We start from the raw sequence: 24,279 nt of genomic DNA, 5'->3' as shown, positions 1-24,279 counted from the left end.
CTAGCTTAGTGACGGCTGGGGGATCAGAGTGCGTGCAGGGGCTTGCCGGCGAGTGCCAAGAACGCCTCGCCCAGCGCTTCGCTCTGAGTGGGGTGGGCGTGAACGAACGGCGCGATGTCCTCGGGGTGCGCTTCCCACCCGACGGCGAGCTGCGCTTCGGTGATCAATTCGCCCACCCGGTCGCCCACGAGATGCGCGCCGACGACAGGACCGTCGACGCGGCGGACGATCTTGACGATGCCCGAGGTCCCGATGATCTCACTGCGGCCGTTGCCGGCCAAGTTGTACTCGTATGCGAGGACGGCGTCAGCGCCGTAGCGGTCCTTCGCCTGCAGCTCGGTCAGCCCGACCGAGGCGACCTCGGGGTGGGAGTAGGCCACGCGCGGAACATCAATGTCGGGGACGAGAACCGGAGCGAGACCCGCGATCTGTTCGGCCACGAAGATCCCCTGCTGGAAGCCGCGGTGAGCGAGCTGCAACCCGGCGACGATGTCGCCGACAGCCCAGACGTGGGCGGCCGTCGTGCGGAGTCGATCATCGGTGTGGACGAACCCGCGCTCGAGGCGGACGCCGGACTCCTCGAACCCCATGGCCGCAGTGGCGGGCCCGCGTCCCACCGCGACGAGCACGAAGTCCGCGTCGAGAACCGTGCCGTCGTCGAGGGTGACGGAGACGGCGTCATCCGTCTGAGCGAGCGTCTGGAACCGTCGTCCGAGGTGGAACCCGATACCGCGCTTGCGGAAGGCCCGTTCGAGCGCCTTGCTCGACGAGACGTCCTCCGCGGGCAGGAGGTGCGGAAGCGCCTCGACGATCGTCACCTCGACGCCGAACGATCGCCACACGCTCGCGAATTCGACGCCGATCACGCCGCCGCCGAGAACGACGACCCGCTCGGGAATGACATCGAGTTCCAGCGCGTGCTCGCTGGTGAGCACGCGTCCCCCCGTCTCGAGACCGGGGAGCGTTCGGCTGTACGAACCGGTCGCGAGAATGACGTCGTCCCCGCGGTAGAGGTCTTCTCCGACACGGACGGCCGGGCCCGGCTCGAGCACGCCCGTGCCCGAGACCACCCGGATGCCCCGCGCCGCGATGAGGCCCTCGAGGCCCTTGAACTTCTTCGCGACGATGCCCTCGCGATAGGTCCGGACCTTCAGCGGATCGATGCCGTCGAGCGAGGCCCGCACACCGATGTCCGCGGCTCCGCGCGCGGCGTCGGCGACTTCGGCCGCGTGCAGCAACGCCTTCGTCGGGATGCATCCGCGGTGCAAGCAGGTGCCGCCGAGTTTGTCCTTCTCGATGAGCACGACGTCTTTTCCGAGTTCGGCCAGACGCAAGGCAGCCGCGTACCCGCCGCTGCCTCCGCCGAGGACGACGACGTCGGCGCGGTGGTCGGTCACCGCGTGCTCCCCGCCGAGATCAACTCCACGAGCGAACGCACGGTCGCGCCGGTCACACCCTTGTCGGTGAATCCATACGGAGCACCCTTGTTCATGCCGACACCGGCGATGTCGAGGTGTACCCACGGGATCCGTGGTGCGTCCGCTTCGTCGGACACGCGTCCGACGAAGTGCTGGAGGAAGAGCCCCGCGAACAGGGAACCGCCCGCGGGGTCGCCGATCTTCGCGTTCTGGAGATCCGCGATCGGGGAGTCCAGCTCGTCGACCATGTGCGCGGGCAGGGGCAGCTGCCACGCCAGTTCAGCCACGCGTCCCGCGGCGGACAGATACTCGGCGACCGCTTCGTCTGCGCCCATCACTCCCGTGTGGCGGTTGCCGAGGGCTACGGTGATCGCCCCCGTGAGCGTGGCGACATCGACGATGAGATCGGGGTTCTCGCGGCTCGCCGCCACGAGCCCGTCGGCCAGCACCAGACGACCTTCCGCGTCGGTGTTCAGCACCTCGACGGTCGTCCCGTCCAGCATGCGCAGCACGTCGCCCGGGCGGGTCGCACGACCCGACGGCATGTTGTCGGCGATGCACAGCCACGCACTGACACGGACCGGCAGCGCCATCTCCGCCGCAGCGCGCAGGACCGCGAGCACCGTTGCCGCCCCGCACATGTCGTACTTCATGCCGACCATGGATGCCGCGGGCTTCAGCGACAGCCCACCGGTGTCGAACGTGATGCCCTTACCGACCAGCGCGACGTGGCGTTCGGCGTCGGCGGGGGAGTACTCCAGGTGGACGAGGCGCGGCGGACGGTCGGATCCCTGACCGACACCCAGAATGCCGCCATAGCCGCCTGCGGTGAGCGCCTCTTCGTCGAGCACCGTCACCTTTACGGGAAGGTCGGCGACAGCCTCGATCGCCGCGTCGGCGAAATCAGCCGGTCCCAACCACTCGGCCGGTGTCGTCACGAGGTCCTTCACCAGCGCGACAGCCCCGGCGACGGCCGCAACGGCGGTGCTCTCGGCTTCGCTGGGCGCCTCGGAGGCGTAGACCGTCGCGCGGGAGGCCCGTGCCTTGGGCGCCTCGCTCTTGTAGCCGGCGAAGCGATAGCCGCCGAGAGCAGCACCCTCCGCGAGCGGCGCCCACGGCGCGTCCACCAGCGACTGAACCGCCACGTGCTCGAACCCGGTCAGTTGCCGCAGGCCTGTACCGACCGCGTCGCGGAGAGCAGCGGCATCCGGAGACAAACCGGCGCCCGCCACCGCCACAGGCCGCGAGACACCGGGGACGTGCACACGCTGGAACGAACCGGCGGCACCGGTGAATCCGACGGAGGCGAGCGCGGCGTTCAGGCCGTCCCATCCCTGCGGGTCGGATGTCGTCGCGTCGGACTTCGCGACCACGAGGAGGATCGCGTCGGCATCGGAGTCGAGGACGGGGACATCGGTGTGCGTCACAGAGGGGAAAGGCATAGCGTCCATCCTAGGTTCGCGGATGTTCGCTAGAAGCGGGACGCACCGCCGCCGCCGAGTCCGACCCGGCTCGTAGAGTGGAGTCATGCCCTACCCCGCACCGCTGTACGACCGCGCTCCTGCCGCGCCGCCGGTGCCGTCCGGGTTGCCGCTCGTGATCGCGCTGACCGGTTTCACCGACGCGGGCGGCGCCATCACCCGCCTGGTCGAGTACTTCCGCGATGACCTCGAGCCCCATCCCGTCGTCGTCTTCGACAACGACGTCCTTCTGGACTACCGTGCCCGTCGTCCGCTCATCACGTTCGTCGAGGACCACCTGACGGACTACCGGCCTCCGCGGCTCGAGCTGTCCCTGGCGCACGACTCCCTCGGACACCCGTTCCTGCTGCTGACGGGCTACGAGCCCGACTTCCTCTGGGAGGCCTTCGCCGAAAGCGTGCTCGAGCTCAGCGCCGGACTGCAGGCGTCGTCCGTCACGTGGGTGCACGCGATCCCTATGCCCGTCCCGCACACGCGGCCCATCGGCACCACGGTCAGCGGCACCCGCCCCGACCTGGCCGAGGCCCACTCGGTCTGGCGCCCGCACACGCACGTGCCCTCGACGGTCGGGCACCTGCTCGAGTACCGCTTCGCCGAAGCGGGCGCCAAGGTCGCCGGTTTCGCGTTGCTCGTTCCGCACTATCTCGGCGACACCGAATATCCGGCCGCCGCGCTGGCCGCGCTCGACAGCCTCACGGTCGCCACCGGCCTGGTCTTCTCGGGAGAGGTCCTCCGCGAAGAGAACCGCGAGTTCATCGCCAAGGTCACCGAGCAGGTCGAAGGCAGCGACGAACTGACCCGCATGCTGCAGGGCCTCGAGGAGCGCTACGACGCCTACATGGCCGGATCGACTCAGGCGACACCGATCATCCATACGGGCGATCTGCCCAGCGCGGATGAATTGGCAGCAGAACTCGAACGGTTCCTCGCGACGCGCCCGGGCGACGACGACCGTCGCGGAAGGCTCGGCTGACGCCGAACGGGCACGTCTACGCCGGCGGTCGAGGCGCTGATGGCGCCATGACAGCGGGCGAAGCGGACAAGTCGCCTCGCCGGGAGGAATACCCACCCGCCCGCGACCGTTGCATACGCATAGATACCCGGTGCACGTCAAGTCCTGCGCCGCGGATGTGAGACAATGAAGAACCTGACCCGTTGTCGGCCGAACCTGGAGCCCGCTCCACAGGATCGGACTTGACAAGGGTCTTACTAGTGTCCGAGAACGACCGGCGGCCGTGCAACGTACGTTCCCGGTGAAAGGCGAAACGTGGCAGGCACGAACACCAAGACCCGCTCCCGCAGTGAGAAGGACACCGACCTCGACACCGCGGAGGAGACCACGACCGCGTCGAAGAAGACCGCGGCCAAGAAAGCCCCCGCCAAGGGCAAGGCGTCGCCCGCGAAGTCCAAGGCGAAGGCCAAGGGCGACGACGACCTCGACGAGGACGACATCGAAGAAGACCTCGACGAAGACATCGAGGTCGCCGACGACACCGACGACGACGCCGACACGGAGGAGGCGGCCAAGCCCGCCGCCAAGAAGTCGGATGACGACAGCGACGACGACGACGACGAAACCCCGGCCGCTCCCGTCGAGGCGCTGCCCACGGGTGCGATCGTCATCTCGTCCAGCGACGAGGACGACGTCCCCGTCTACTCGACGCAGATCACCGGCGCGACCGCCGACCCGGTCAAGGACTACCTCAAGCAGATCGGTAAAGTCCCGCTGCTGAACGCTGCCGAAGAGGTCGAGCTCGCGATGCGCATCGAGGCCGGTCTGTTCGCGGAAGAGAAGCTGTCGAACATGTCCGCGGCCGAGAAGACGAGCCAGCTCGGTCTCGACCTGCAGTGGGTCGCCCGCGACGGTCAGCGCGCGAAGAGCCACCTCCTGGGCGCGAACCTGCGTCTCGTGGTCTCGCTCGCCAAGCGTTACACCGGCCGCGGCATGCAGTTCCTCGACCTCATCCAGGAGGGGAACCTGGGTCTCATCCGTGCCGTCGAGAAGTTCGACTACACCAAGGGGTTCAAGTTCTCGACGTATGCCACCTGGTGGATCCGTCAGGCCATCACGCGCGCCATGGCCGACCAGGCGCGCACCATCCGCATCCCGGTGCACATGGTCGAGGTCATCAACAAGCTCGCGCGCGTTCAGCGGCAGATGCTGCAGGATCTGGGTCGCGAACCCACCCCGGAAGAGCTCAGCCGCGAGCTCGACATGACCCCCGAAAAGGTCATCGAGGTGCAGAAGTACGGCCGCGAGCCCATCTCGCTGCACACCCCCCTGGGCGAGGACGGCGACAGCGAGTTCGGCGATCTCATCGAAGACACCGAGGCGGTCGTGCCGGCCGACGCGGTGGGCTTCACCATGCTGCAGCGTCAGCTCGAGTCGCTGCTGGATTCGCTCAGCGAGCGCGAGGCGGGTGTCATCCGCATGCGCTTCGGCCTCGGAGACGGCCAGCCCAAGACGCTCGACCAGATCGGCGACACCTTCGGCGTCACGCGCGAGCGCATCCGCCAGATCGAGTCGAAGACGATGGCCAAGCTTCGGCATCCCAGCCGCTCGCAGTCGCTCCGGGACTACCTCGAATGAGCGGGCAGGCCAACGCCGGGAAGGCGCTCACCGTCACCGTCGAGGGCAGCACGTACGCGCGCATCCCGATCCGCACGCGGGTCGTCATGCCGGGCGACGACCTCGACGCGTTCATCCTCGAGTACGCGAAGGATGCCGTTCAGCCGGGCGACCTGCTGTTCGTCACCGAAAAGATCGTGGCGATCACGCAAGGGCGTTCGTTCAAGCTCGACTCGATCAAGCCCCGCAAGCTGGCGCTCTTCCTGTCGAAGTACGTCACGCGGACCCCGTACGGCATCGGCCTCGGCATGCCCGAGACCATGGAGATGGCCCTCCGTGAGTGCGGAACTCCGCGCATCCTGTTCGCCGCTGCCGTGTCGGCCGTGACCAAGGCGTTCGGGCGCAAGGGCGACTTCTACCGCATCGCGGGAGACAAAGCCCGCGCGATCGACGGCCCTACCAAGGGCACGATCCCGCCGTACAACCAGGCCGTGGTGCTCGGGCCGGAGCGCCCTCGCGAGGTCGCGGCGCGCCTGAAGGCGCTTCTCGGGATCGACCTCGAAGTCGCCGTCGTCGACATCAACGACCTGGGCGGCAACATCCTCGGGTCCACGATGGACAAGGCCGGCGAGAAGCGTCTCGTCACGATCCTCAAAGACAACCCGCTCGGCCAGGGACACGAGTCGACGCCGCTCGGCATCGTCCGCCCCGCCTGACACCGAACGCAAGAAGGCCCGCCCCGATCACGGGGCGGGCCTTCTCGGCATCCGGGGTCGGCGTCGTTAGAACCCGATCGCGGCGCGATAACGCGGCTTGTGTCCGGTGCGGATGCCCGTGACGCTGGGCTTGTTCTCATAGACGCCGGCGCCCCAGTTGCCCTCGACGAGCACGGGACCGTCCGGACCGACGACGATGTCCCACCCGACGTACTGCACCTGCGGCACGACGCGGGCGACGCGATCGACGAACGCCTTCACCTCGTCGACCAACGGCAGCTGGAAGTCGCCGATTCGGACGCCGGAGTCGGGGTGCACCTCGTGCACATGACCGTGGGAGTCGTAGCCGGCGCCCAGGGCGTGACCGTTCTCGTCCAGCATCGTGTAGAAGCCGCCGAAGGTCATCTGGTCGCTCACCGCGCCGCGGCCGAACTTCTGCGCCATCGCGAGGATGTGCGTCTTCTCACCGTCGAAGAAGGCCGTCACGCGCGTCGTGTTGACCGTGCCGGGGCACACGGCCGCGAGGTCGTCGTGCTGGCGGATGACCTCTTCGACGAGAACCTCGCCGCGCTCGAGCAGCCCGCGGTGGAAGGCGGTCCAGTCCTCGATCTCGGCCGCGTGATACCGGTGCACGCCGGTGCCGGCCTGTCCGACGGGCTCTTTCGTAACGATCGTGCCGAGGCGTTCGGTGAACGCCCGCAGCTCGTCGGCGTTGTCGGCGTCGACGACCATCCAGTCGCGGCGGAGGAACTCGCTGAAGCGACGGTCGAACTCGACCTTGTCCTGGAAGATGTACCGGAAGTCGGGGTGGTCGTACTTCTGCGAGATCTGGTTCGAGACCGGGTGGGTCATGTACGTCGCCCGCTCCGCCGGGGTCAGGATGGCGAAGTCGTAGTCGATGTAGTCCTGGAATCCGACGTTCTTCACGCCCGCTTGATAGAGCATGTCGGCGACCACGAGGGGGAGCGACTTGCCGTGCTGCGTCGACGCCTCTTTTGCGCGCTCGAGGACCGAGCCGACGTCGATGCGGCGGGCGCGTCCGGCGAGGTAGCGCAGGCGGGGGACGAGGGAGAAACCCTGCTGAGGCATTGAGGCTCCGGGGTCGGGAACGAGGGACCCGGATAGTCTAGATGGCGTGACCTCCACGCCTCCCGACCGTTCCGATAGCGGCGGGGGAGTGACTCCGGTGGCTCGTCTGTCGGAGCAGAACCTCCGTGCTAACGCGTCGCTGGCCTCCGGCGGCGGGCTCATCGACCCGCTGGCGGCTGACGCGTGGGGGCACGGCGCCGCGTGGGTGGCATCCGTTCTGACATCGCTCGAGGTGGATGCCGAGAGCATCGACGCGCAGACGCTATTCGGCCTGCCGGGCGGCGACCCCCGCGCACGCCCGGTGATGGCGTTGCACGGCCGCGTGCTCGGCACCAAGCCGCTCCTGGCCGGCGAGGGGGTGTCGTACGGCTACACGCACCGCGCCAGCCGCGACACCACCGTGGCCCTGGTCACCGGCGGCTACGCGCAGGGCGTGGTCCGCTCGCTCGGCAACACCGTCGACGTCTCGATCGCCGGGCACCGTCACCGCATCGTCGGGCGCGTCGCCATGGACGTCTGCGTCGTCGACGTCGATGACGCACGACCGCGACGCGGAAGCGACGTGGTGTTCTTCGGCGACCCGGACGCCGGGCACCCGTCGCTGAGCGAGTGGACGGATGCCACGGGCTGGAGCGCCGCCGAGATCGTCGCAACGGTCGGCTCGCGCGCTGTTCGGACGGTGGTCGCATGAGTGCCATCTACCAGGTCGATCTCGACGCCTTCGCTCGGAACCTCGCGCGGGTCCGCGCGGCGATCGCGCCCGCACGGCACATGCTCGTCGTGAAGGACGACGCCTATGCGCACGGCCTCGAGCGGATCGTGGAGCGCGCATGGGCCGAAGGCGTCGAGTGGTTCGGCGCGTTCGACGTTGCGACGGGTCGCGCGGTCCGCGCCGTCGTCGGCCCCGAGGCGCGCATCTTCGTCTGGCTGCTGGGCGGCCCCCAGGACCTCGCAGACGGCATCGCCGACGACCTCGATCTCGGCATCGGCGACGAAGCCCTCCTCGACGACCTCGCACACCTCCCCGTGCCGTCGACCCCGGCTCGTGTCCACCTCAAGATCGACACGGGGCTGCACCGTAACGGCATCCGTCCCGAGCGGTGGAGCGCGGCGCTCGAGCTCCTCTCGGGTCTCGTCGACTCCGGAGTCGCCCGTTTCGAGGGCCTGTGGTCGCACATCGCGGAAGCCTCGGACGCCGACGACGACGACGCCCGCGAGATCTTCCTCGCCGCACGTTCGACGGCCGTCGCGGCCGGCCTGTCCCCGACGTTCTCGCACCTGGCCGCCAGCGCGGCCGGGTTCGCACGGGCCCCGTTCCGGGAGGACCTCGTGCGCGTGGGGGCGTTCTCGTACGGCATCCGTCCGGCGGGCGGGCCGGGGGAGGCGGAACTCGGGATCGAGCCGATCGGGGGCCTCGTCGCCACCGTGACCGACGTGGACGCGGATCGCGTGCGTGTCGACATCGGCCACCTGCACGGGGTGCCCTCGGCTCTCGCGGGACGCTTCTCGGCGACGACGCCCGCCGGGCCGCGCCGTGTGCTCGCCATCGAACCCACAACGAGCGTCATCGACGGGTGGCCGGGCGCCGCTGAGGGTGATGAGGTCACCGTGTTCGGGCGCGGAGGCGCGGCATCCGCGACCGACCTCGCCGAGATGATCGACACCATCGGCGAGGAGATCGCGCTGCGCGTCTCGCCGAACATCCCGCGCCGGTATACGGCGAACGGGCCCCGTCCCGCTCAGTAGGAGCGGCCGGAGCCCGTTCGGACGTGTGGGATCAGTCGGCGGCGTGCAGACGAGCGGTCTCGTCGTGCCACGACGTCGCGATGCTGCGGAGCTTCTCTTCGTACTTGCGTCCGTGGTGAGCGCAGAAAAGGAGCTCGCTGCCGTTGACCTCGGCGGCGATGTAGGCCTGCGCTCCGCAGGAGTCGCAGCGATCCGCCGCCGTCAGGCGGTGGTCGAGGACGACGGACGCGTCGGGTGCGGTCGTGGTGTTCATCTCGGGTGCCCTCCTCGGTGGTCGTTGGGCGAGTCTGACAATAGAACCACGCGGATGTTTCCCCTATGCCGCCGGGGCCTGACATTTCGCTGTGCGCGTACGACGGCCTGACCTGGCCGTGTGTCTGCAAGGCGATGTCGGAGGCCCCGATTACGCTGGGAGATCGTGACCTCCGAGTATTCCGCCCATCATCTCCAGGTCCTCGAGGGCCTCGAAGCGGTGCGCAAGCGCCCGGGTATGTACATCGGTTCCACCGACTCCCGCGGTCTCATGCACTGCCTGTGGGAGATCATCGACAACTCCGTCGACGAGGCCCTGGCCGGGTTCGGTTCACGGATCGACATCGTGCTCCACCGTGACGGCAGCGTCGAGGTGCGTGACCGCGCCCGTGGCATCCCGGTCGACGTCGAGCCGCGCACGGGTCTCACCGGTGTCGAAGTCGTCTTCACGAAGCTGCACGCCGGTGGCAAGTTCGGCGGTGGCTCGTACGCCGCGTCCGGTGGCCTGCACGGTGTCGGCGCATCCGTGGTCAATGCGCTGTCCGAGCGTCTCGACGTCGAGGTCGATCGCGGTGGCAAGACCTACGCCATGTCGTTCCACCGGGGCGAACCGGGCGTGTTCGCGGGAACGGGTCCCGACTCGGCCTTCACGCCGTTCGAGCGCAGCAGCGAGCTGCGCGTCGTCGGCAAGGCCGCACGCGGGGTCACCGGCACCCGGATCCGCTACTGGGCCGACCGGCAGATCTTCACGAAGGACGCGTCGTTCGGGTTCGACGAGCTCGTCCAGCGCGCGCGCCAGACGGCGTTCCTCGTCCCCGGCCTCGAGATCGTGATCGCTGACGAGCGCGGCGACGAGCCGATCGAGACGAGCTACCGCTTCGACGGGGGCATCTCCGAGTTCGCCGACTTCCTCGCCCCCGACACCGCCATCACCGATACCTGGCGCCTCACGGGTACCGGGACGTTCACCGAGACGGTCCCCGTGCTCCAAGCCGGTGGATCGATGGTGCCCACCGAGGTGCAGCGCGAGTGCGAGGTCGATCTCGCCGTGCGGTGGGGGACCGGCTACGACACCACGACCCGGTCGTTCGTCAACATCATCGCCACCCCGAAGGGCGGAACCCACCAGCAGGGTTTCGAGCAGGGTCTGATGAAGGTGCTGCGCTCGCAAGTCGAGCAGAACGCCCGCAAGCTCAAGGTCGGGAACGACAAGATCGAGAAGGACGACATCCTCGCGGGCCTGACCGCCGTGCTGACGGTGCGCCTGCCCGAGCCGCAGTTCGAGGGGCAGACGAAGGAGATCCTCGGGACACCGGCGGTGCGGCAGATCGTCGCGCAGGTCGTCGCGAAACAGCTCGCGGCGCGCTTCGCATCGCCCAAGCGTGACGACAAGGCGCAGACGGCGCTGCTCCTCGAGAAGGTCGTCTCCGAGATGAAGGCGCGCATCTCGGCGCGCACGCACAAAGAGACGCAGCGCCGCAAGAACGCGCTCGAGTCGTCGTCGCTCCCGTCCAAACTCGTCGACTGCCGCTCCAACGACGTCGCGGATTCCGAGCTGTTCATCGTCGAGGGCAATTCCGCGCTCGGCACAGCTCGCGACGCGCGCAACAGCGCCTATCAGGCGCTCCTTCCCATTCGCGGGAAGATCCTCAACACGCAGAAGGCGTCCATCAGCGACATGCTGTCGAACGCGGAGTGCGCCTCGATCATTCAGGTCATCGGCGCCGGCTCCGGCCGCTCGTTCGATCTCGACGCGGCCCGCTACGGCAAGATCATCCTCATGAGCGACGCCGATGTCGACGGCGCGCACATCCGCACCCTGCTCCTGACGCTCTTCTTCCGCTACATGCGCCCCCTCGTCGAGGCGGGGCGTGTCTTCGCGGCCGTTCCGCCGCTGCACCGCGTGATCGTCATGAACCCCGGGTCCAAGCCGAACGAGACGATTTACACGTACAGCGAACAGGAGCTGCACGGACTCCTGACGAAATTGAAGAAGTCGAACAAGCGGTGGCAGGAGCCGATCCAGCGGTACAAGGGCTTGGGCGAGATGGATGCCGATCAGCTCGCGACCACCACGATGGATCGCGCCGGGCGGACTCTGCGCCGCGTGCAGGTGCGCGACATCGAAGAAGCGGCGAAGGTCTTCGACCTGCTCATGGGCAGCGACGTCGCCCCGCGGCGGGAGTTCATCGTCGATTCGAGCGACCGTCTCGCGCGCGAACGCATCGACGTCTGACCCGACCCGGCACGGGCCCGCTCGCCAGCAGCAGCGGGATGGGCCCTCGGGTCAGCGGATCGCGGTGCCGATCGCGCCGACGACCGCATCGAGGGGCTGACCCGACGCGTCCCGTTTGGCGCCGGGTTCCGGCAGCGTCCGCACGACGCCGTCGGTTCCCACGGCCCGCGGGTCGGAACCGATCCACGCGAGGGTCAGTGCGTCCTCCCCGCGCAGCAGACGCTGCGCTCGAACGCCACCCGTCGCCCGCCCCTTGGCCGGGAACTCCGTGAAGGCCGAGACCTTGGCGCTGCCGGCATCCGTTCCCGCCAGCGCCGCCGACGAGCCCGCCACGGTGACCACCACCGCGTCGAACGCCGAGCCGCCCACGACGGCGAAAGCGATGACGTGCGCGCCGTCGGACAAGCGGATGCCGGCCATGCCACCGGCCGAACGTCCCTGCGGCCGCACGGACGAGGCGTCGAAACGCAGCAGTTGCGCGTCGCTCGCGACGAACACGAGCTCCGCGGCATCGGATGCCGGTGCCGCGCCGACGACGCGGTCACCGTCGCGAAGGGAGATGATCTCGATCTCGGGTTTCGTGCCGAGCTCGGTCGCCGCGACCCGCTTCACGATGCCCTGCGCCGTGCCGAGGGCGATGGGCGGACCGTCGGTCAGCGGCACGAGCGCGACGACGTGCTCACCCTTGGCGAGGGCGAGGTACTGATCGATCTTGGTCCCCGGGCCGAGCTGAACGGCGTTGCCCGGGACGGAGGGAAGGTCGACGGGGGAGAAGCGGACCAGGCGCCCGGCCGACGTGACGGCGCCGATGTCACCGCGGGTGGTCGTGTCGACAGCCGAGCGGACGGCGTCGTGCTTCGCCCGCCTCGCCGGCGGAACGACTCCACCGCCGGGTGCGTCGGCAGTGAGCTCGGCTCGCACCATACGCCCCGTCGCCGAGAGGAAGACGCGGCACGGGGCATCGGCGATCTGCAGATCGGCGGCCGCGGCGGCCTTCGCCGAGCGCGGCTGGACGGGGCCGCCATTGAGCAGCATGGTGCGGCGGGGGGTGCCGTAGGCCTCGGCCGCGGCCTCGAGTTCGCTCGCGACCTGACCGCGCAGAAGCGTCTCGCTCCCCAGCAGTTCGACCAGCTGATCGATTTCGGCCTGCAGCTGGTCGCGCTCGGCCTCGAGCTCGATGCGCGAGAACTTCGTGAGGCGCCGCAGGCGCAGCTCGAGGATGTACTCGGCCTGCGGGTGCGACAGGTCGAACACTTCTTGCAGCCGCGTACGCGCCTGTTCGCCGTCGTCGGACGAACGGATGACCTGGATGACCTCGTCGATGTCGAGGATCGCGATGAGCAGACCCTCGACCAGGTGCAGGCGCTCGCGCTTACGGGCCAGCCGGAACTCGCTGCGCCGCGTGACGACGCGGATGCGGTGGTCGAGGTACACCCGCAGCATGTCACGAAGACCGAGGGTCTGCGGCTGCCCGTCGACCAGCGCGACATTGTTGATGCCGAACGAGTCCTCGAGAGGGGTCAGCCGATAAAGGTGCTCGAGCACGGCCTTCGGGTCGAATCCCGTCTTGATGCCGATCACCAGGCGCAACCCGTGCTGGCGGTCGCTGAGGTCGGTGACGTCGGCGATGCCCGTGAGCTTCTTCGACTGCACGGCATCCTTGATCTTCTCGATCACGCGCTCAGGGCCGACGAGGTAGGGCAGCTCCGTGATCACGATGCCGGTCCGGCGCGGGCCCAGCGACTCGATCGCGGCCTTCGCGCGGGTGCGGAACGATCCGCGGCCGTTCGTGTACGCGTCCTTGATGCCGTCCAGGCCCACGATGATCCCGCCCGACGGCAGGTCCGGCCCGGGCACGAACTCCATGAGTTCCTCGACGGTGGCCTCGGGGTTCTGCAGCAGGTGCGTCGCCGCACCGACGACCTCGATGAGGTTGTGCGGCGCCATGTTGGTCGCCATGCCGACCGCGATACCCGTCGCTCCGTTGACGAGCAGGTTCGGGAAGGCCGCCGGGAGCACGTCGGGCTGCTGGAACTGTCCGTCGTAGTTCGGCACGAAGTCGACGACGTCCTCGTCGAGGTTCTCGGTGAGGGCGAGGGCGGGGGGCGCGAGCCGTGCCTCTGTGTAGCGCGGAGCGGCGGGGCCGTCGTCGAGTGAGCCGAAATTCCCGTGGCCGTCGATGAGCGGCACGCGCAGCGAGAAGTGCTGCGCGAGGCGCACGAGGGCGTCGTAGATGGGGGCGTCGCCGTGGGGGTGCAGCTTTCCCATGACCTCGCCGACGACGCGGGCGCTCTTGACGTGGCCGCGGTCGGGCCGCAGACCCATCTCGGCCATCTGGTAGAGGATGCGGCGCTGCACGGGCTTCAGGCCGTCACGGGCGTCGGGAAGCGCTCGCGAGTAGATGACCGAGTAGGCGTACTCGAGGAACGACCCCTGCATCTCGGCGGAGACATCGACGTCTTCGATGCGCTCTGCGGCAGGGGGAGCGGCGGAGGAACGGGAATCGGGCATAGGTGCGGCCTCGGGTCGGGCGGGCGTCGTTCGCGACGGGGGCGGAGAGTCGTATGGAAGACTGGCCCCGATGTCTCTCAGCCTACCGGCGGCCTCGCCGCGCGCCCGGAGCCTCACCGGTGTGGTGACCGAGGCGATCGCGGCACTGGAGGCGCGGTCCGAGTGGTTCGCCCCGGCGCGGAGCGCCGTGGTCTTCGTCGTCGACGGGCTGGGCGCGCACAACCTCGCCGAGCGCCGCGGACACGCGCGCTTTCTCGCGTCCGCGGGCTCACGTCGCGATACTGCCCGCACGGTCTTCCCCTCGACCACCGCGGCGGCGTTGACGAGCCTGCTGACCGGAACCGATCCCGGCGAGCACGGAATCGTGGGCTATCGCACCCGCATCCCCGGCACGCAGATCGCCTCCAATCAGCTGCACGGCTGGGAGACCGACGGCCTCGACCCCCGGGTGTGGCAGCGCAGTCGCCCGCTCTTCGAGATCGAGGCCGAGCGCGGGCGACCCTGCTTCGTCGTGTCGCGCCCCGAGTACACCGGGACCGGCTTCACCGCCGCGACCCTCCGCGGCGCGGAGTTCGTATCAGCGAGCGACGTCCGTGAGCGCGCCGCGATCGCCGCGGACCTCGCCGCACGGCATCCGGGAGCGCTCATCTACCTGTACGCGCCCGACCTCGACAGCGCGGGGCACCGCGACGGCTGGGAGTCCGACCGCTGGATCGACGCGTTGGAGAGGGTCGACACCGCCGCGCGCGACCTCGCCGGCGCGATCGATCGTGGCACGGGCGTCCTCGTCACCGCCGACCACGGCATGGTCGACGTCCCGGCGCACCGGCACGTGCTGCTGACCGACGACGACCCGCTCGTCGACGGCGTGGATCTCATCGGCGGAGAACCGCGCATGCTCCATCTGTACACCGCGGACGGTGAGAGGGATGCCGTCGCCGCCCGCTGGCGCGAACGGGAGCATTCCCGCGCGTGGGTCATGACGCGGCATCAGGCCATCGGAGCCGGACTGTTCGGCACGGTGGCGGCGGACGTGCGCGACCGGATCGGCGACGTGATCGTCGCGGCGCGGGGCCGGTTCGCGTACTACGACGACCGCGAGGCGGACAAGCGTCCGCAGCGCATGGTGGGACAGCACGGATCGTTGACGGATGAGGAGCGCACGGTGCCGCTCGTGCGCCTCGGTGCGTTCGCCTGAACTCGAACCCGGCAGCGCCGGCCCGGAGCCGGACGTCAGCTCTCGTCGGTGCGCGCCCCGAACACGATCTCGTCCCACGACGGCATCGACGGCCGCCCCTTGGCACGGCGCCCGGACTCCGGTGCCGACGGAACAGCGGGCGCTCGCTCCGCCTCCCGCTCGACCTCGGACTCTTCGGCGACGTACCCCGGCTCGAGCGCGTCGAACAACGCCACGGGCGCGCTCGGCGTGCGCGGTTCGGGCTCACGGGCTTCTGAGGGCCCGGGAAGCGGCTCGCGCTGGCCGCGACGGCGCCGCAACGCCTCGAGGAGGTCGGCGGTCTCGGAGGACGTGACGGGCGCATCCGGCGCACGCTTGATGGCTGCCGCCTGCACGGCGGACGCGACGGGTCCCGTCGCCTCGACGCCGGGCTCGTCCTCGATGTCGAGGCGCCGCGGGCCGAAGGCCCCGCTGTCGAACCGCGAGTCGTCCTTGGGGAGCGGAGTGTCGAGTGCGCGAAGGCGGGGGATCAGCCCCTCGGGGAGGGAGCCCTGCCGCGACAGCTGGATCGCGTCGGAGTTCTGCGGCGAGAGACTGCTGCGACGCGGATCGAAGCCCCATCGTGCGTCGTGATCGATGTCATTGGCCGTGAACTCGAGCTTCACGATCCAGCCGGACGAGTCTTTCCAGCTCGTCCATCGCTCCGACGATGCACCGGCTTCGGTGAGCTTGGCCCGGACAGCCGCACCGAAAGTGATCGGCGCGTCCTGCTCGAGAGCACCGCCCAGGAGGACGGGCACGGCGAGAGCCTGCGCCACCACGTGCTCCCGTTCCGCCAGAACCGGACCCTCGAAACGCTCGACGTCCTCGACGCGGGCGTTCAGCAGGGTCGCGACCTCGCGCGCCGAGAGCCCGGCACGAATGTGCGCCTGGATCTCGCGCGGGCTCGGGCGGGGCGCGCGCTCGTCGTCGTGCTCGCGCCCACGGCGCGCACGGCGCGCCTCTGCGCGCAGCACCTCGTCGAGCGGCAGGGCGAATCGTTCGCCCGTCTCGGTCGCGACGACGAGAACGTCATCCTCGGTTCCGATGACTTTGAGCTGTTCCATGCGAAACACCCCTCCGATCTGCGGTCGACGCCCATGCTGACACGGCACCGGGCCCGGAGCCGGGAATATCGCGGGCGCGCCGCGAGTTTGCCGCCTCGCAGCCCCGGCACACTCCGTCGAGCGCATTTGCTTATCGGGGTCGGGTCATGCAAACTATGGCCGCCCGTTCGGGCGATGCACCACGAAAAACCGGAAGTAGAGACCTTCACGCATGGCCACCGATTACGACGCACCCCGCAAGACCGAGGACGACAGCGAGTCGATCGAGGCCCTCAAGGAGCGCGTACCCGACAAGACGTCGGGGTCGATCGACAACGAGGATGCGGACAACCCCTCAGGCTTCGAGCTGCCCGGAGCCGACCTGTCGGACATCGAGCTCGACGTCGTCGTTCTCCCCCCTCAGGAGGACGAGTTCACCTGCATGAACTGCTTCCTGGTGAAGCACCGTTCGCAGATCGCCGAAGAGAGCGGCCCCGGCTTCATCTGCCGGGAGTGCGCAGCCTGACCTGAGCACGCTGGATCGCCGCGACAAGGCGATCCGGCGTCCGGGTGGACACCACCCACATCGGGGTCGGGTCCTCGGGATCGGTCACGGGAACCGTGACGATCCCGTCGATCCCGCCCCGGATCACGTGAAAGGCCCGCCGGTCGAGACCACTCCCGCGGGCCGTTCTGGCCTCGTCTCCCACGACCCCGGCGGGAATCCCCAGGAGATCGACCGGGATGTGCGCGCGCCCGGCCCGAAGTTCACCGTCGCTCACCTCGACGACGGGGGAGAGCGCGACCAGCGCCGCCACCACGGCCACCGCCACGACCAGTCCGATCACGAGCGCCAGCGTGGTGTCGATGGGCGAGAAGACCAGTGCCGCCATCGGCCCGCAGACAGCGGCCGCCACGAGCGCCCACAGCGATGGGCTCAGACGTTCGCGGTACTCGATTCCGGTGCGGATGCCGCACCCCCTCTTCTGCATTACCCTCGTGGGGTGACCGAAACGGTGGACGTCCTCATTGTCGCATCCGAGCCTCCGGTCTTCGCCCACCCCGGGGACGCCGGCGCCGACCTCGTCGCGGCCGAGGCGGTGCGCCTCGAGCCCGGCCAGCGCGCGCTCGTCGGCACGGGTGTGCGAATCGCGCTGCCCGACGGCTATGCCGCGTTCGTCGTGCCGCGGAGCGGTCTGGCGGCCAAGCACGGGATCACGATCGTGAACTCGCCCGGCACCGTCGACGCGGGCTACCGCGGCGAGATCAAGGTCGCTCTCCTCAACACCGACCTCGACGAGGCCTATGAGATCGCCGTCGGCGACCGCATCGCCCAGCTGATCGTCATGCCCGTCCCGCCCGTTCGCTTCATCCCCGTCGACGAGCTCCCCGCCAGTGTGCGAGGAGTCGGCGGCTTTGGATCCAGCGGCTACCAGACCCCCTCAGGGAGCACCCGATGACCGACGACTCCGAACAGCAGATCGAAGCCGCGCCGCCCGCGAAGAGCGGGCCCGTCGATCGCGAGACCGCCGGCCCGTTCGATGAGGCCGAGGCCAACGCCGTTCGCCCCTACATCGACCTCGGCGGCATCAAGATCCTCCCGCGTGAGGGCCTGAACCTGCGACTCGAGGTCGAGGAGCAGACCAAGCGCATCGTCGCCGTCGGCCTCGACTACGCCGAATCGACCCTGCAGGTGCAGCCTTTCGCCGCGCCGCGCACGAGCGGGCTGTGGGCCGAGACCCGCGAGCAGATCCGCCAGCAGGTCAAGCAGCAGGGCGGGCGCGTCGAAGAGCGCGAGGGCCCCCTCGGTCCGGAGCTGCTCGCCGAGGTTCCCGTCGTCGCCGGCGCGGACGGGTCGGCCAAACGCCTGGCTCGCTTCGTCGGTGTGGACGGTCCGCGCTGGTTCCTCCGCGGTGTGATCGGCGGAGCCGCGGCTTCGGATGTCGACGCGGCCGCCGCGGTCGAGGACCTCTTCCGCTCGATCGTGGTGGTGCGCGGCGGGTCTCCGATGCCGCCGCGGGATCTCATCCCGCTCCGGATGCCGAACACCCCCGGCACCGCATGAGCGAGGCGCCGCGTCCCGACGACGCCGACCGCATCCCACTCGAGCCGCCGAGCGCCGCCGACAGCGTGTCCGCAGCGCTCGGCAACGCGGCCCGGCGCGCCGGGCTCGACCCGTCGAAGCACTCGTCGACCGGGAGAGCGGTGTGGGCGGCCATGGGCGGATGGCGCGGCATCCTGGAATCCGTTCTGCCGTCGCTGGCTTTCGTCGTGCTGTTCACCGTGACGGTCGATCCCGAGACCCGGCAGGGCAACCTCCCTCTCAGCCTGGGTGTCTCGGTGGGTCTGGCCCTCGTCTTCACGATCGCCCGCCTCGTCGCGAAGTCCCCGCCGAGTGCCGCCCTCGGCGGACTGTTCGCGACGGTGGCGGCCGCGCTCCTGGCGCTGTTCACCGGGCGCGGACAGGACAACTTCGTTTTCGGCTTCTTCACGAACGGGGCATACGGGACCGCCTTTCTGGTCTCGGTCCTCGTCGGGTGGCCGCTCATCGGACTGGCGGCCGGGTACCTTCTCGGCGAGGGCACTTCTTGGCGCGCCGACAAGCGCAAGCGCCGCGTCTACTCGCTGCTCTCCCTGGGCTGGGCGGTCCTGTTCGCCGCGCGATTGATCGTTCAGCTGCCGCTGTACTTCGCCGGTGACGTCACCACCCTGGGCACCCTCAAGATCGTGATGGGCCTGCCGCTGTTCGCGCCGATGCTCGCCGTGACCTGGCTCGCCGTGCGCGCGCTCTCCCCCCGCCGCGAGTCCTGATATATTTATCTTGATATCAAGATAAATCTCCCGCCCACGCGGTTAGGTCGGCCTTCCTGGCATCCTGTTCGCCGCGTGGGGAAGATGGGAGACGAGCGGGCCGACGCTCGCGCATTCGCCGACGAAGGAGACGATCGTGTCCACGGTTGACAGCTTCGGTGCCAAGAGCACCCTGACGGTCGGCAGTACCGACTACGAGATCTTCCGCATCGACACCGTCGCCGGGTACGAGAAGCTCCCGTTCAGCCTCAAGGTGCTGCTCGAGAACCTCCTCCGCACCGAGGACGGCGCCAACGTCACCGCGGAGCAGATCCGCGCCCTCGGCTCCTGGAACCCGGATGCCGAGCCCGACACCGAGATCCAGTTCACCCCCGCACGCGTCGTGATGCAGGACTTCACCGGCGTGCCCTGCATCGTCGACCTGGCCACGATGCGCGAAGCCGTCACGGCCCTCGGCGGCGACCCCAACAAGATCAACCCCCTCTCGCCGGCCGAGATGGTCATCGACCACTCCGTCATCGCCGACCTCTTCGGCAGCGAGAACGCCCTCGAGCGCAACGTCGAGATCGAGTACGAGCGCAACGGTGAGCGCTACCAGTTCCTCCGCTGGGGCCAGACCGCCTTCGACGACTTCAAGGTCGTCCCGCCGGGCACGGGCATCGTCCACCAGGTCAACATCGAGCACCTCGCCAAGGTCGTCTACGACCGCACCGTCGACGGCGTGCTGCGCGCGTACCCCGACACGTGCGTCGGCACCGACTCGCACACCACGATGGTCAACGGCCTGGGCGTCCTCGGCTGGGGCGTCGGCGGCATCGAAGCCGAGGCCGCCATGCTCGGTCAGCCCGTGTCGATGCTCATCCCGCGCGTCGTCGGGTTCAAGCTCAGCGGCGAGATCCCCGCGGGCGTGACCGCGACCGACGTCGTGCTCACGATCACCGACATGCTGCGCAAGCACGGCGTCGTCGGCAAGTTCGTCGAGTTCTACGGCGAGGGTGTGGCCTCCGTGCCGCTCGCGAACCGCGCCACCATCGGCAACATGAGCCCCGAGTTCGGCTCCACCGCCGCGATGTTCCCCATCGACGACGTCACGCTCGAGTACCTGCGCCTCACCGGTCGCGACGAGCAGACGGTCGCGCTCGTCGAGGCGTACGCCAAGGAGCAGAAGCTCTGGCACGACCCGGCCCGCGAACTCGTCTTCAGCGAGTACATGGAGCTCGACCTCGGAACGGTCGTGCCCTCGATCGCCGGCCCCAAGCGCCCGCAGGACCGCATCCTGCTCTCCGAGGCCAAGTCGCAGTTCGAGAAGGACATCCTCAACTACGCCGCGGCATCCACGTCGGACTCGATCGTCGACCTCGAGGTCGACGGCACGTTCCCGGCATCCGACCCCGGATCGGTTCCGGGCGAGGAGGCCGAAGAGGTCGCCGAGCCCGAGGTGCTGATCTCGTCCGGTCACCCGGCGAACGCCTCGAAGCCGGTCAAGGTCACCACGCCCGAGGGACAGTCGTACCTCCTCGACAACGGTGCGGTCACCCTCGCGGCCATCACCTCCTGCACCAACACCTCGAACCCGTCGGTCATGATCGCGGCGGGCCTGCTGGCCAAGAACGCGGTCGACAAGGGCCTCAAGCGCAAGCCGTGGGTGAAGACGACGCTCGGCCCCGGCTCGAAGGTCGTCACCGACTACTACGAGAAGTCGGGTCTCGACAAGGCGCTCGAGGGCCTGGACTTCTACACCGTCGGCTACGGCTGCACGATCTGCATCGGCAACTCGGGCCCCCTCATTGAGGAGGTCTCCGAGGCGATCAACGAGAACGACCTCGCCGTGACGGCGGTCCTCTCGGGCAACCGCAACTTCGAGGGCCGCATCAGCCCCGACGTGAAGATGAACTACCTCGCCTCGCCGCCGCTCGTCGTCGCGTACGCGCTGGCCGGCTCGATGAACTTCGACTTCGAGACCGACCCGCTCGGCAAGGACCAGAACGGTGACGACGTCTTCCTCAAGGACATCTGGCCGGCGCCCGACCAGGTGCAGTCGATCATCGACGCGTCGATCTCGCGCGAGCAGTTCATCCAGCAGTACGCCACGGTCTTCGAGGGCGACGAGCGCTGGAAGAACCTGCCGACCCCGACCGGTCCGGTCTTCGAATGGGATGCCGACTCCACGTACGTGCGCAAGGCCCCCTACTTCGACGGCATGACGATGGAGCCGGCACCGGTCCGCGACATCACCGGTGCGCGCGTCATGGCGACGCTCGGCGACTCGGTCACGACCGACCACATCAGCCCCGCCGGCAACATCAAGGCGGGCACCCCGGCCGCGCAGTACCTCACCGAGCACGGCGTCGCGCAGAAGGACTTCAACTCCTATGGCTCGCGTCGCGGCAACCACGAGGTCATGATCCGCGGCACCTTCGCCAACATCCGCCTCAAGAACGAGATGGTCGCCGCCGTCAACGACGGTCAGATCGTCGAGGGCGGGTACACGCGCGACTTCACGCAGCCCGGCGGCCCGCAGTCGTACATCTACGACGCGAGCATGAACTACCAGGCGCAGGGCACCCCCCTCGTGGTGTTCGGTGGCAAGGAGTACGGCTCGGGCTCGTCGCGTGACTGGGCGGCCAAGGGCACCAACCTCCTGGGCGTCAAGGCGGTCATCACCGAGAGCTTCGAGCGCATCCACCGCTCGAACCTCATCGGCATGGGTGTCGTCCCGCTGCAGTTCCCTGCCGGCGAGAGCTGGAAGTCCCTCGGCCTCGACGGCACCGAGATCGTCTCAATCGAGGGCCTCGAGCAGCTCAACGAGGGTGTGACGCCGAAGACGGTCAAGGTCACCGCCGAGCCGAGCGAGTTCTCGCCCGAGGGCAAGCAGACCGTGACGTTCGACGCCGTGGTCCGCATCGACACCCCCGGTGAGGCGGACTACTACCGCAACGGCGGCATCCTGCAGTACGTGCTGCGTTCGCTCGTCTGATCCCCGCCCGATCCGCGCCCCGGGAGCCTCGGCCCCCGGGGCGCGGTCGCGTTCCCCCCGGGCGTGAGTCGCCAGGATTTGTCGCCTCGCCTCCGGCGCAGGCGACAAATTCTGGCGACTCACGCGCTGGAGGTGGCGCCGCGCGCAAGCCGTTGCCGAGCCCGTAGTCACTGCCGAGACTAGAATCGACAGACGCGCGGACCTCTGCGCGCACCGCACGAGAGGAGTCACATGGCTCTCCTACCCGGCATCCACGGTCCCCGTGACCTCGACGGACTCACGCCCGATGAGCTGCGGCAACTCGCCGCCGAGATCCGTTCCTTCCTCGTCGAGAACGTCGCCCGCACGGGCGGCCATCTCGGTCCCAACCTCGGCGTCGTCGAACTGACCATCGCCCTGCACCGCGTCTTCGATTCACCGGCCGACCCGATCATCTTCGACACCGGCCATCAGTCGTACGTGCACAAGATCCTCACCGGTCGACAGGATTTCGCGAAGCTGCGCTCCCGCGGCGGCCTCGCCGGCTACCCGCAACGCTCCGAGAGCGAGCACGACATCGTCGAGTCCTCGCACGCGTCGAGCTCGCTGAGCTGGGCCGACGGTGTGTCTCGGGCGTTCTCGCGCACGGGGCGCACCGATCGCCACGTCATCGCCGTCGTCGGTGACGGCGCGCTCACCGGCGGAATGACGTGGGAGGCGCTGAACAACATCAGCGACGACAACGACCGCAACCTGGTCATCGTCGTCAACGACAACGGCCGCTCCTACGCCCCGACCATCGGCGGCATGGCCCGGTACCTCAACCGCGTCCGCACCAACGAGGCGTACCGCCACCTGCACCGCAGCTCCGACACCCTGTTCCGCCGCCTGGGGCCCGCTGCGCGCGCGGTCTACCGCGGCGTGCGGGGTGGCACGCACGGCTTCCTCTCGCGGTTCACCAACAACGAGGCGCTCTACAGCAACCTCGACATCAAGTACCTCGGTCCCATCGACGGCCATGATTTCGAGTCCCTCATCGAGACGCTCGAACTGGCGAAGTCCTACGGCGCACCGGTCATCGTGCACGCCATCACCGACAAGGGCAGCGGCTACGCGCCCGCCCTGAGCGACACGGCCGACCAGTTCCACGCCGTCGGCAAGATCGACCCCGTCACGGGCGAGGCGCTCGGCTCGGCCGGTGGGCAGCAGTGGACCGACGTGTTCGCGGAAGAGCTCACCGCCGTCGGATCAGAGCGCGACGACATCATCGCCATGACCGCTGCCATGCTCCGCCCCACCGGTCTGCAGTCATTCGCCGAGCGCTTCCCGGAGCGGGTGTACGACGTCGGTATCGCCGAGCAGCACGCGGTCGCCTCGGCGGCGGGCCTCGCCTTCGGTGGCCTGCATCCCGTCGTCGCCATCTACGCCACCTTCATGAACCGGGCCTTCGACCAGGTCATGATGGATGTCGCCCTGCACAAGGCCGGTGTCACGTTCGTGCTGGACCGTGCCGGGGTCACCGGCCCCGACGGCCCGAGCCACCACGGCATCTGGGATCTGGCGATGCTGCAGCTGGTGCCCGGCATCCGGATCGCCGCTCCCCGCGATGCGAAGCGATTGCGCGAAGAGTTCCGTGAGGCCGTCGGCGTCCACGACGCCCCCACGGTCGTCCGTTACCCCAAGGGAGGGGTCCCGGCCGATCTCGAGGCGATCGAGCGCCTGCCGGACGGTGTCGACGTCCTCGCCCGCGGGTCCTCCGACGATGTTCTCCTCGTGGGGATCGGCCCCATGGTCCATCTCGCAATGGAGGTCGCCGAGCGTCTGCGCGCGCAGGGGATCGGTGCCACGGTCGTCGACCCCCGCTGGGCGATCCCCGTGCAGCCGTCCATCGTCGACCTCGCGCGCGAACACCGCCTCGTGATCACGATCGAGGACGGAATCCGCGTCGGCGGCGTCGGCACCCGCGTTCGGCAGGTCTTGCGCGAAGCCGGCGTCGACACCGCGGTCGACGAGCTCGGCATCCCCGATGAGTTCATCGATCACGCGTCTCGCGAGCAGATCCTCGAGGATGCCGGTCTCACGGCGTCCAAGATCGCCCACGACGTGGTGGCCCAGGTGCTCGGGACGCGCATCCCGATGGCCCGGCAGACGCCGACCGGGGCCGTTCCCACGCTGGACGAGTGGGAGAAGTCGCGCCCGTAGGGCTTTTCCGTACACGACAGCGGCGCCGCC

20 protein-coding genes are annotated in these 24,279 nt (G+C 69.1%); 13 read left to right on the top strand and 7 right to left on the bottom strand.

Translation table 11 applies throughout. The annotated features are described in order from the left end of the window. Nucleotides 1–23 precede the first annotated feature (23 nt). Nucleotides 24–1,397: a dihydrolipoyl dehydrogenase gene (lpdA, locus tag MHY30_RS03975; protein ID WP_239275280.1), complete on the bottom strand. Its 1,374-nt coding sequence runs from the start codon at nt 1,395–1,397 to the stop codon at nt 24–26. After that, nucleotides 1,394–2,860, bottom strand: a complete 1,467-nt coding sequence (locus MHY30_RS03970; RefSeq protein WP_239275278.1) for a leucyl aminopeptidase — start codon at nt 2,858–2,860, stop codon at nt 1,394–1,396. The genes lpdA and MHY30_RS03970 overlap by 4 nt, the downstream gene beginning before the upstream one ends. A gap of 85 nt (nt 2,861–2,945) precedes the next feature. On the opposite strand from MHY30_RS03970, the gene MHY30_RS03965 reads away from it, so the two are divergent. From MHY30_RS03965 to MHY30_RS03955, 3 genes are all read left to right on the top strand, one after another. Then, nucleotides 2,946–3,872, top strand: a complete 927-nt coding sequence (locus tag MHY30_RS03965) for a proteasome assembly chaperone family protein (RefSeq protein ID WP_239275276.1) — start codon at nt 2,946–2,948, stop codon at nt 3,870–3,872. Between the two features lie 294 nt (nt 3,873–4,166). Beyond that, nucleotides 4,167–5,489 (top strand): RNA polymerase sigma factor, encoded by a 1,323-nt coding sequence (locus MHY30_RS03960; protein WP_239275274.1) that lies wholly within the window; start codon nt 4,167–4,169, stop codon nt 5,487–5,489. Continuing rightward, a complete protein-coding gene (locus tag MHY30_RS03955; protein ID WP_239275272.1) occupies nt 5,486–6,184 on the top strand; it encodes a coenzyme F420-0:L-glutamate ligase in 699 nt (232 codons plus the stop codon). The genes MHY30_RS03960 and MHY30_RS03955 overlap by 4 nt, the downstream gene beginning before the upstream one ends. 66 nt (nt 6,185–6,250) lie before the next feature. Here the strand turns inward: MHY30_RS03955 and MHY30_RS03950 are convergent, their stop codons facing one another. Continuing rightward, entirely contained in the window at nt 6,251–7,273 is a 1,023-nt protein-coding gene (locus tag MHY30_RS03950; protein WP_239275270.1) for a sugar-transfer associated ATP-grasp domain-containing protein, read from the bottom strand. A 46-nt stretch (nt 7,274–7,319) separates the two neighbouring features. Here MHY30_RS03950 and MHY30_RS03945 point away from each other — a divergent pair, with 46 nt between their 5' ends. Both MHY30_RS03945 and MHY30_RS03940 read left to right on the top strand, forming a co-directional pair. Further along, nucleotides 7,320–7,964: an alanine racemase C-terminal domain-containing protein gene (locus tag MHY30_RS03945; RefSeq protein WP_239275268.1), complete on the top strand. Its 645-nt coding sequence runs from the start codon at nt 7,320–7,322 to the stop codon at nt 7,962–7,964. Next, a complete protein-coding gene (locus MHY30_RS03940; RefSeq protein ID WP_239275266.1) occupies nt 7,961–9,019 on the top strand; it encodes an alanine racemase in 1,059 nt (352 codons plus the stop codon). The genes MHY30_RS03945 and MHY30_RS03940 overlap by 4 nt, the downstream gene beginning before the upstream one ends. A 31-nt stretch (nt 9,020–9,050) precedes the next feature. On the opposite strand, the gene MHY30_RS03935 is transcribed toward MHY30_RS03940, so the two are convergent. Then, nucleotides 9,051–9,272, bottom strand: a complete 222-nt coding sequence (locus tag MHY30_RS03935; RefSeq protein WP_239275264.1) for a hypothetical protein — start codon at nt 9,270–9,272, stop codon at nt 9,051–9,053. 162 nt (nt 9,273–9,434) lie between these two features. On the opposite strand from MHY30_RS03935, the gene MHY30_RS03930 reads away from it, so the two are divergent. Beyond that, complete coding sequence (locus MHY30_RS03930; protein ID WP_239275432.1) at nt 9,435–11,507, top strand: type IIA DNA topoisomerase subunit B; 2,073 nt, start codon at nt 9,435–9,437, stop codon at nt 11,505–11,507. 51 nt (nt 11,508–11,558) lie between these two features. On the opposite strand, the gene MHY30_RS03925 is transcribed toward MHY30_RS03930, so the two are convergent. After that, nucleotides 11,559–14,018 carry a DNA topoisomerase (ATP-hydrolyzing) subunit A gene (locus MHY30_RS03925; RefSeq protein WP_239275262.1) on the bottom strand — a complete coding sequence of 820 codons (2,460 nt, stop codon included), beginning with the start codon at nt 14,016–14,018 and terminating at the stop codon, nt 11,559–11,561. Nucleotides 14,019–14,088: 70 nt separating this feature from the next. On the opposite strand from MHY30_RS03925, the gene MHY30_RS03920 reads away from it, so the two are divergent. Next, nucleotides 14,089–15,216, top strand: coding sequence for an alkaline phosphatase family protein (locus MHY30_RS03920; RefSeq protein ID WP_239275260.1), 1,128 nt, complete (start codon nt 14,089–14,091; stop codon nt 15,214–15,216). A 35-nt stretch (nt 15,217–15,251) separates the two neighbouring features. Here MHY30_RS03920 and sepH read toward each other — a convergent pair whose 3' ends face one another. Next, nucleotides 15,252–16,301 carry a septation protein SepH gene (sepH, locus tag MHY30_RS03915; RefSeq protein ID WP_239275258.1) on the bottom strand — a complete coding sequence of 350 codons (1,050 nt, stop codon included), beginning with the start codon at nt 16,299–16,301 and terminating at the stop codon, nt 15,252–15,254. A 211-nt stretch (nt 16,302–16,512) separates the two neighbouring features. On the opposite strand from sepH, the gene MHY30_RS03910 reads away from it, so the two are divergent. Continuing rightward, nucleotides 16,513–16,806, top strand: coding sequence for a DUF4193 domain-containing protein (locus MHY30_RS03910; protein WP_239275256.1), 294 nt, complete (start codon nt 16,513–16,515; stop codon nt 16,804–16,806). On the opposite strand, the gene MHY30_RS03905 is transcribed toward MHY30_RS03910, so the two are convergent. Then, on the bottom strand, nt 16,781–17,272 hold the full coding sequence (locus tag MHY30_RS03905; protein WP_239275255.1) for a DUF3093 domain-containing protein: 492 nt from the start codon (nt 17,270–17,272) through the stop codon (nt 16,781–16,783). The genes MHY30_RS03910 and MHY30_RS03905 overlap by 26 nt on opposite strands. A gap of 12 nt (nt 17,273–17,284) precedes the next feature. Between MHY30_RS03905 and dut the strand changes: the two genes are divergently transcribed. The 5 genes from dut (at nt 17,285) to dxs (ending at nt 24,249) form a co-directional block, all read left to right on the top strand. Then, nucleotides 17,285–17,740: a dUTP diphosphatase gene (gene dut / locus MHY30_RS03900; protein ID WP_239275254.1), complete on the top strand. Its 456-nt coding sequence runs from the start codon at nt 17,285–17,287 to the stop codon at nt 17,738–17,740. Then, entirely contained in the window at nt 17,737–18,345 is a 609-nt protein-coding gene (locus MHY30_RS03895) for a DUF3710 domain-containing protein (RefSeq protein ID WP_239275252.1), read from the top strand. Before dut ends, MHY30_RS03895 begins: the two co-directional genes overlap by 4 nt. Then, the gene (locus MHY30_RS03890; protein ID WP_239275250.1) at nt 18,342–19,091 is read left to right on the top strand and encodes a DUF3159 domain-containing protein; all 750 of its coding nucleotides are present in this window, start codon (nt 18,342–18,344) and stop codon (nt 19,089–19,091) included. The genes MHY30_RS03895 and MHY30_RS03890 overlap by 4 nt, the downstream gene beginning before the upstream one ends. Before the next feature lie 136 nt (nt 19,092–19,227). After that, a complete protein-coding gene (locus MHY30_RS03885) occupies nt 19,228–22,068 on the top strand; it encodes an aconitate hydratase (RefSeq protein WP_308192647.1) in 2,841 nt (946 codons plus the stop codon). A gap of 231 nt (nt 22,069–22,299) precedes the next feature. After that, complete coding sequence (gene dxs, locus MHY30_RS03880; RefSeq protein WP_239275248.1) at nt 22,300–24,249, top strand: 1-deoxy-D-xylulose-5-phosphate synthase; 1,950 nt, start codon at nt 22,300–22,302, stop codon at nt 24,247–24,249. The last annotated feature ends 30 nt before the right edge of the window (nt 24,250–24,279 follow it).

Source organism: Microbacterium sp. ACRRU, from assembly GCF_022346945.1.
Lineage (GTDB): Bacteria > Actinomycetota > Actinomycetes > Actinomycetales > Microbacteriaceae > Microbacterium > Microbacterium mcarthurae.
The sequence above is the reverse complement of the archived record's forward strand: the minus strand, read 5'-3'. Positions and strand labels throughout refer to the sequence as shown.

Excerpts from the sequence above, each read along its gene's own strand:
- MHY30_RS03955 (WP_239275272.1), top strand. The coding sequence starts at position 5,486 with ATGAGCGGGCAGGCCAACGCCGGGAAGGCGCTCACCGTCACCGTCGAG.
- MHY30_RS03920 (WP_239275260.1), top strand. The coding sequence starts at position 14,089 with ATGTCTCTCAGCCTACCGGCGGCCTCGCCGCGCGCCCGGAGCCTCACC.
- MHY30_RS03890 (WP_239275250.1), top strand. The coding sequence starts at position 18,342 with ATGAGCGAGGCGCCGCGTCCCGACGACGCCGACCGCATCCCACTCGAG.
- MHY30_RS03940 (WP_239275266.1), top strand. The coding sequence starts at position 7,961 with ATGAGTGCCATCTACCAGGTCGATCTCGACGCCTTCGCTCGGAACCTC.
- sepH (WP_239275258.1), bottom strand. The coding sequence starts at position 16,301 with ATGGAACAGCTCAAAGTCATCGGAACCGAGGATGACGTTCTCGTCGTC.
- MHY30_RS03925 (WP_239275262.1), bottom strand. The coding sequence starts at position 14,018 with ATGCCCGATTCCCGTTCCTCCGCCGCTCCCCCTGCCGCAGAGCGCATC.
- MHY30_RS03895 (WP_239275252.1), top strand. The coding sequence starts at position 17,737 with ATGACCGACGACTCCGAACAGCAGATCGAAGCCGCGCCGCCCGCGAAG.
- MHY30_RS03910 (WP_239275256.1), top strand. The coding sequence starts at position 16,513 with ATGGCCACCGATTACGACGCACCCCGCAAGACCGAGGACGACAGCGAG.
- dxs (WP_239275248.1), top strand. The coding sequence starts at position 22,300 with ATGGCTCTCCTACCCGGCATCCACGGTCCCCGTGACCTCGACGGACTC.
- MHY30_RS03905 (WP_239275255.1), bottom strand. The coding sequence starts at position 17,272 with ATGCAGAAGAGGGGGTGCGGCATCCGCACCGGAATCGAGTACCGCGAA.
- MHY30_RS03950 (WP_239275270.1), bottom strand. The coding sequence starts at position 7,273 with ATGCCTCAGCAGGGTTTCTCCCTCGTCCCCCGCCTGCGCTACCTCGCC.
- MHY30_RS03970 (WP_239275278.1), bottom strand. The coding sequence starts at position 2,860 with ATGCCTTTCCCCTCTGTGACGCACACCGATGTCCCCGTCCTCGACTCC.
- MHY30_RS03965 (WP_239275276.1), top strand. The coding sequence starts at position 2,946 with ATGCCCTACCCCGCACCGCTGTACGACCGCGCTCCTGCCGCGCCGCCG.
- MHY30_RS03935 (WP_239275264.1), bottom strand. The coding sequence starts at position 9,272 with ATGAACACCACGACCGCACCCGACGCGTCCGTCGTCCTCGACCACCGC.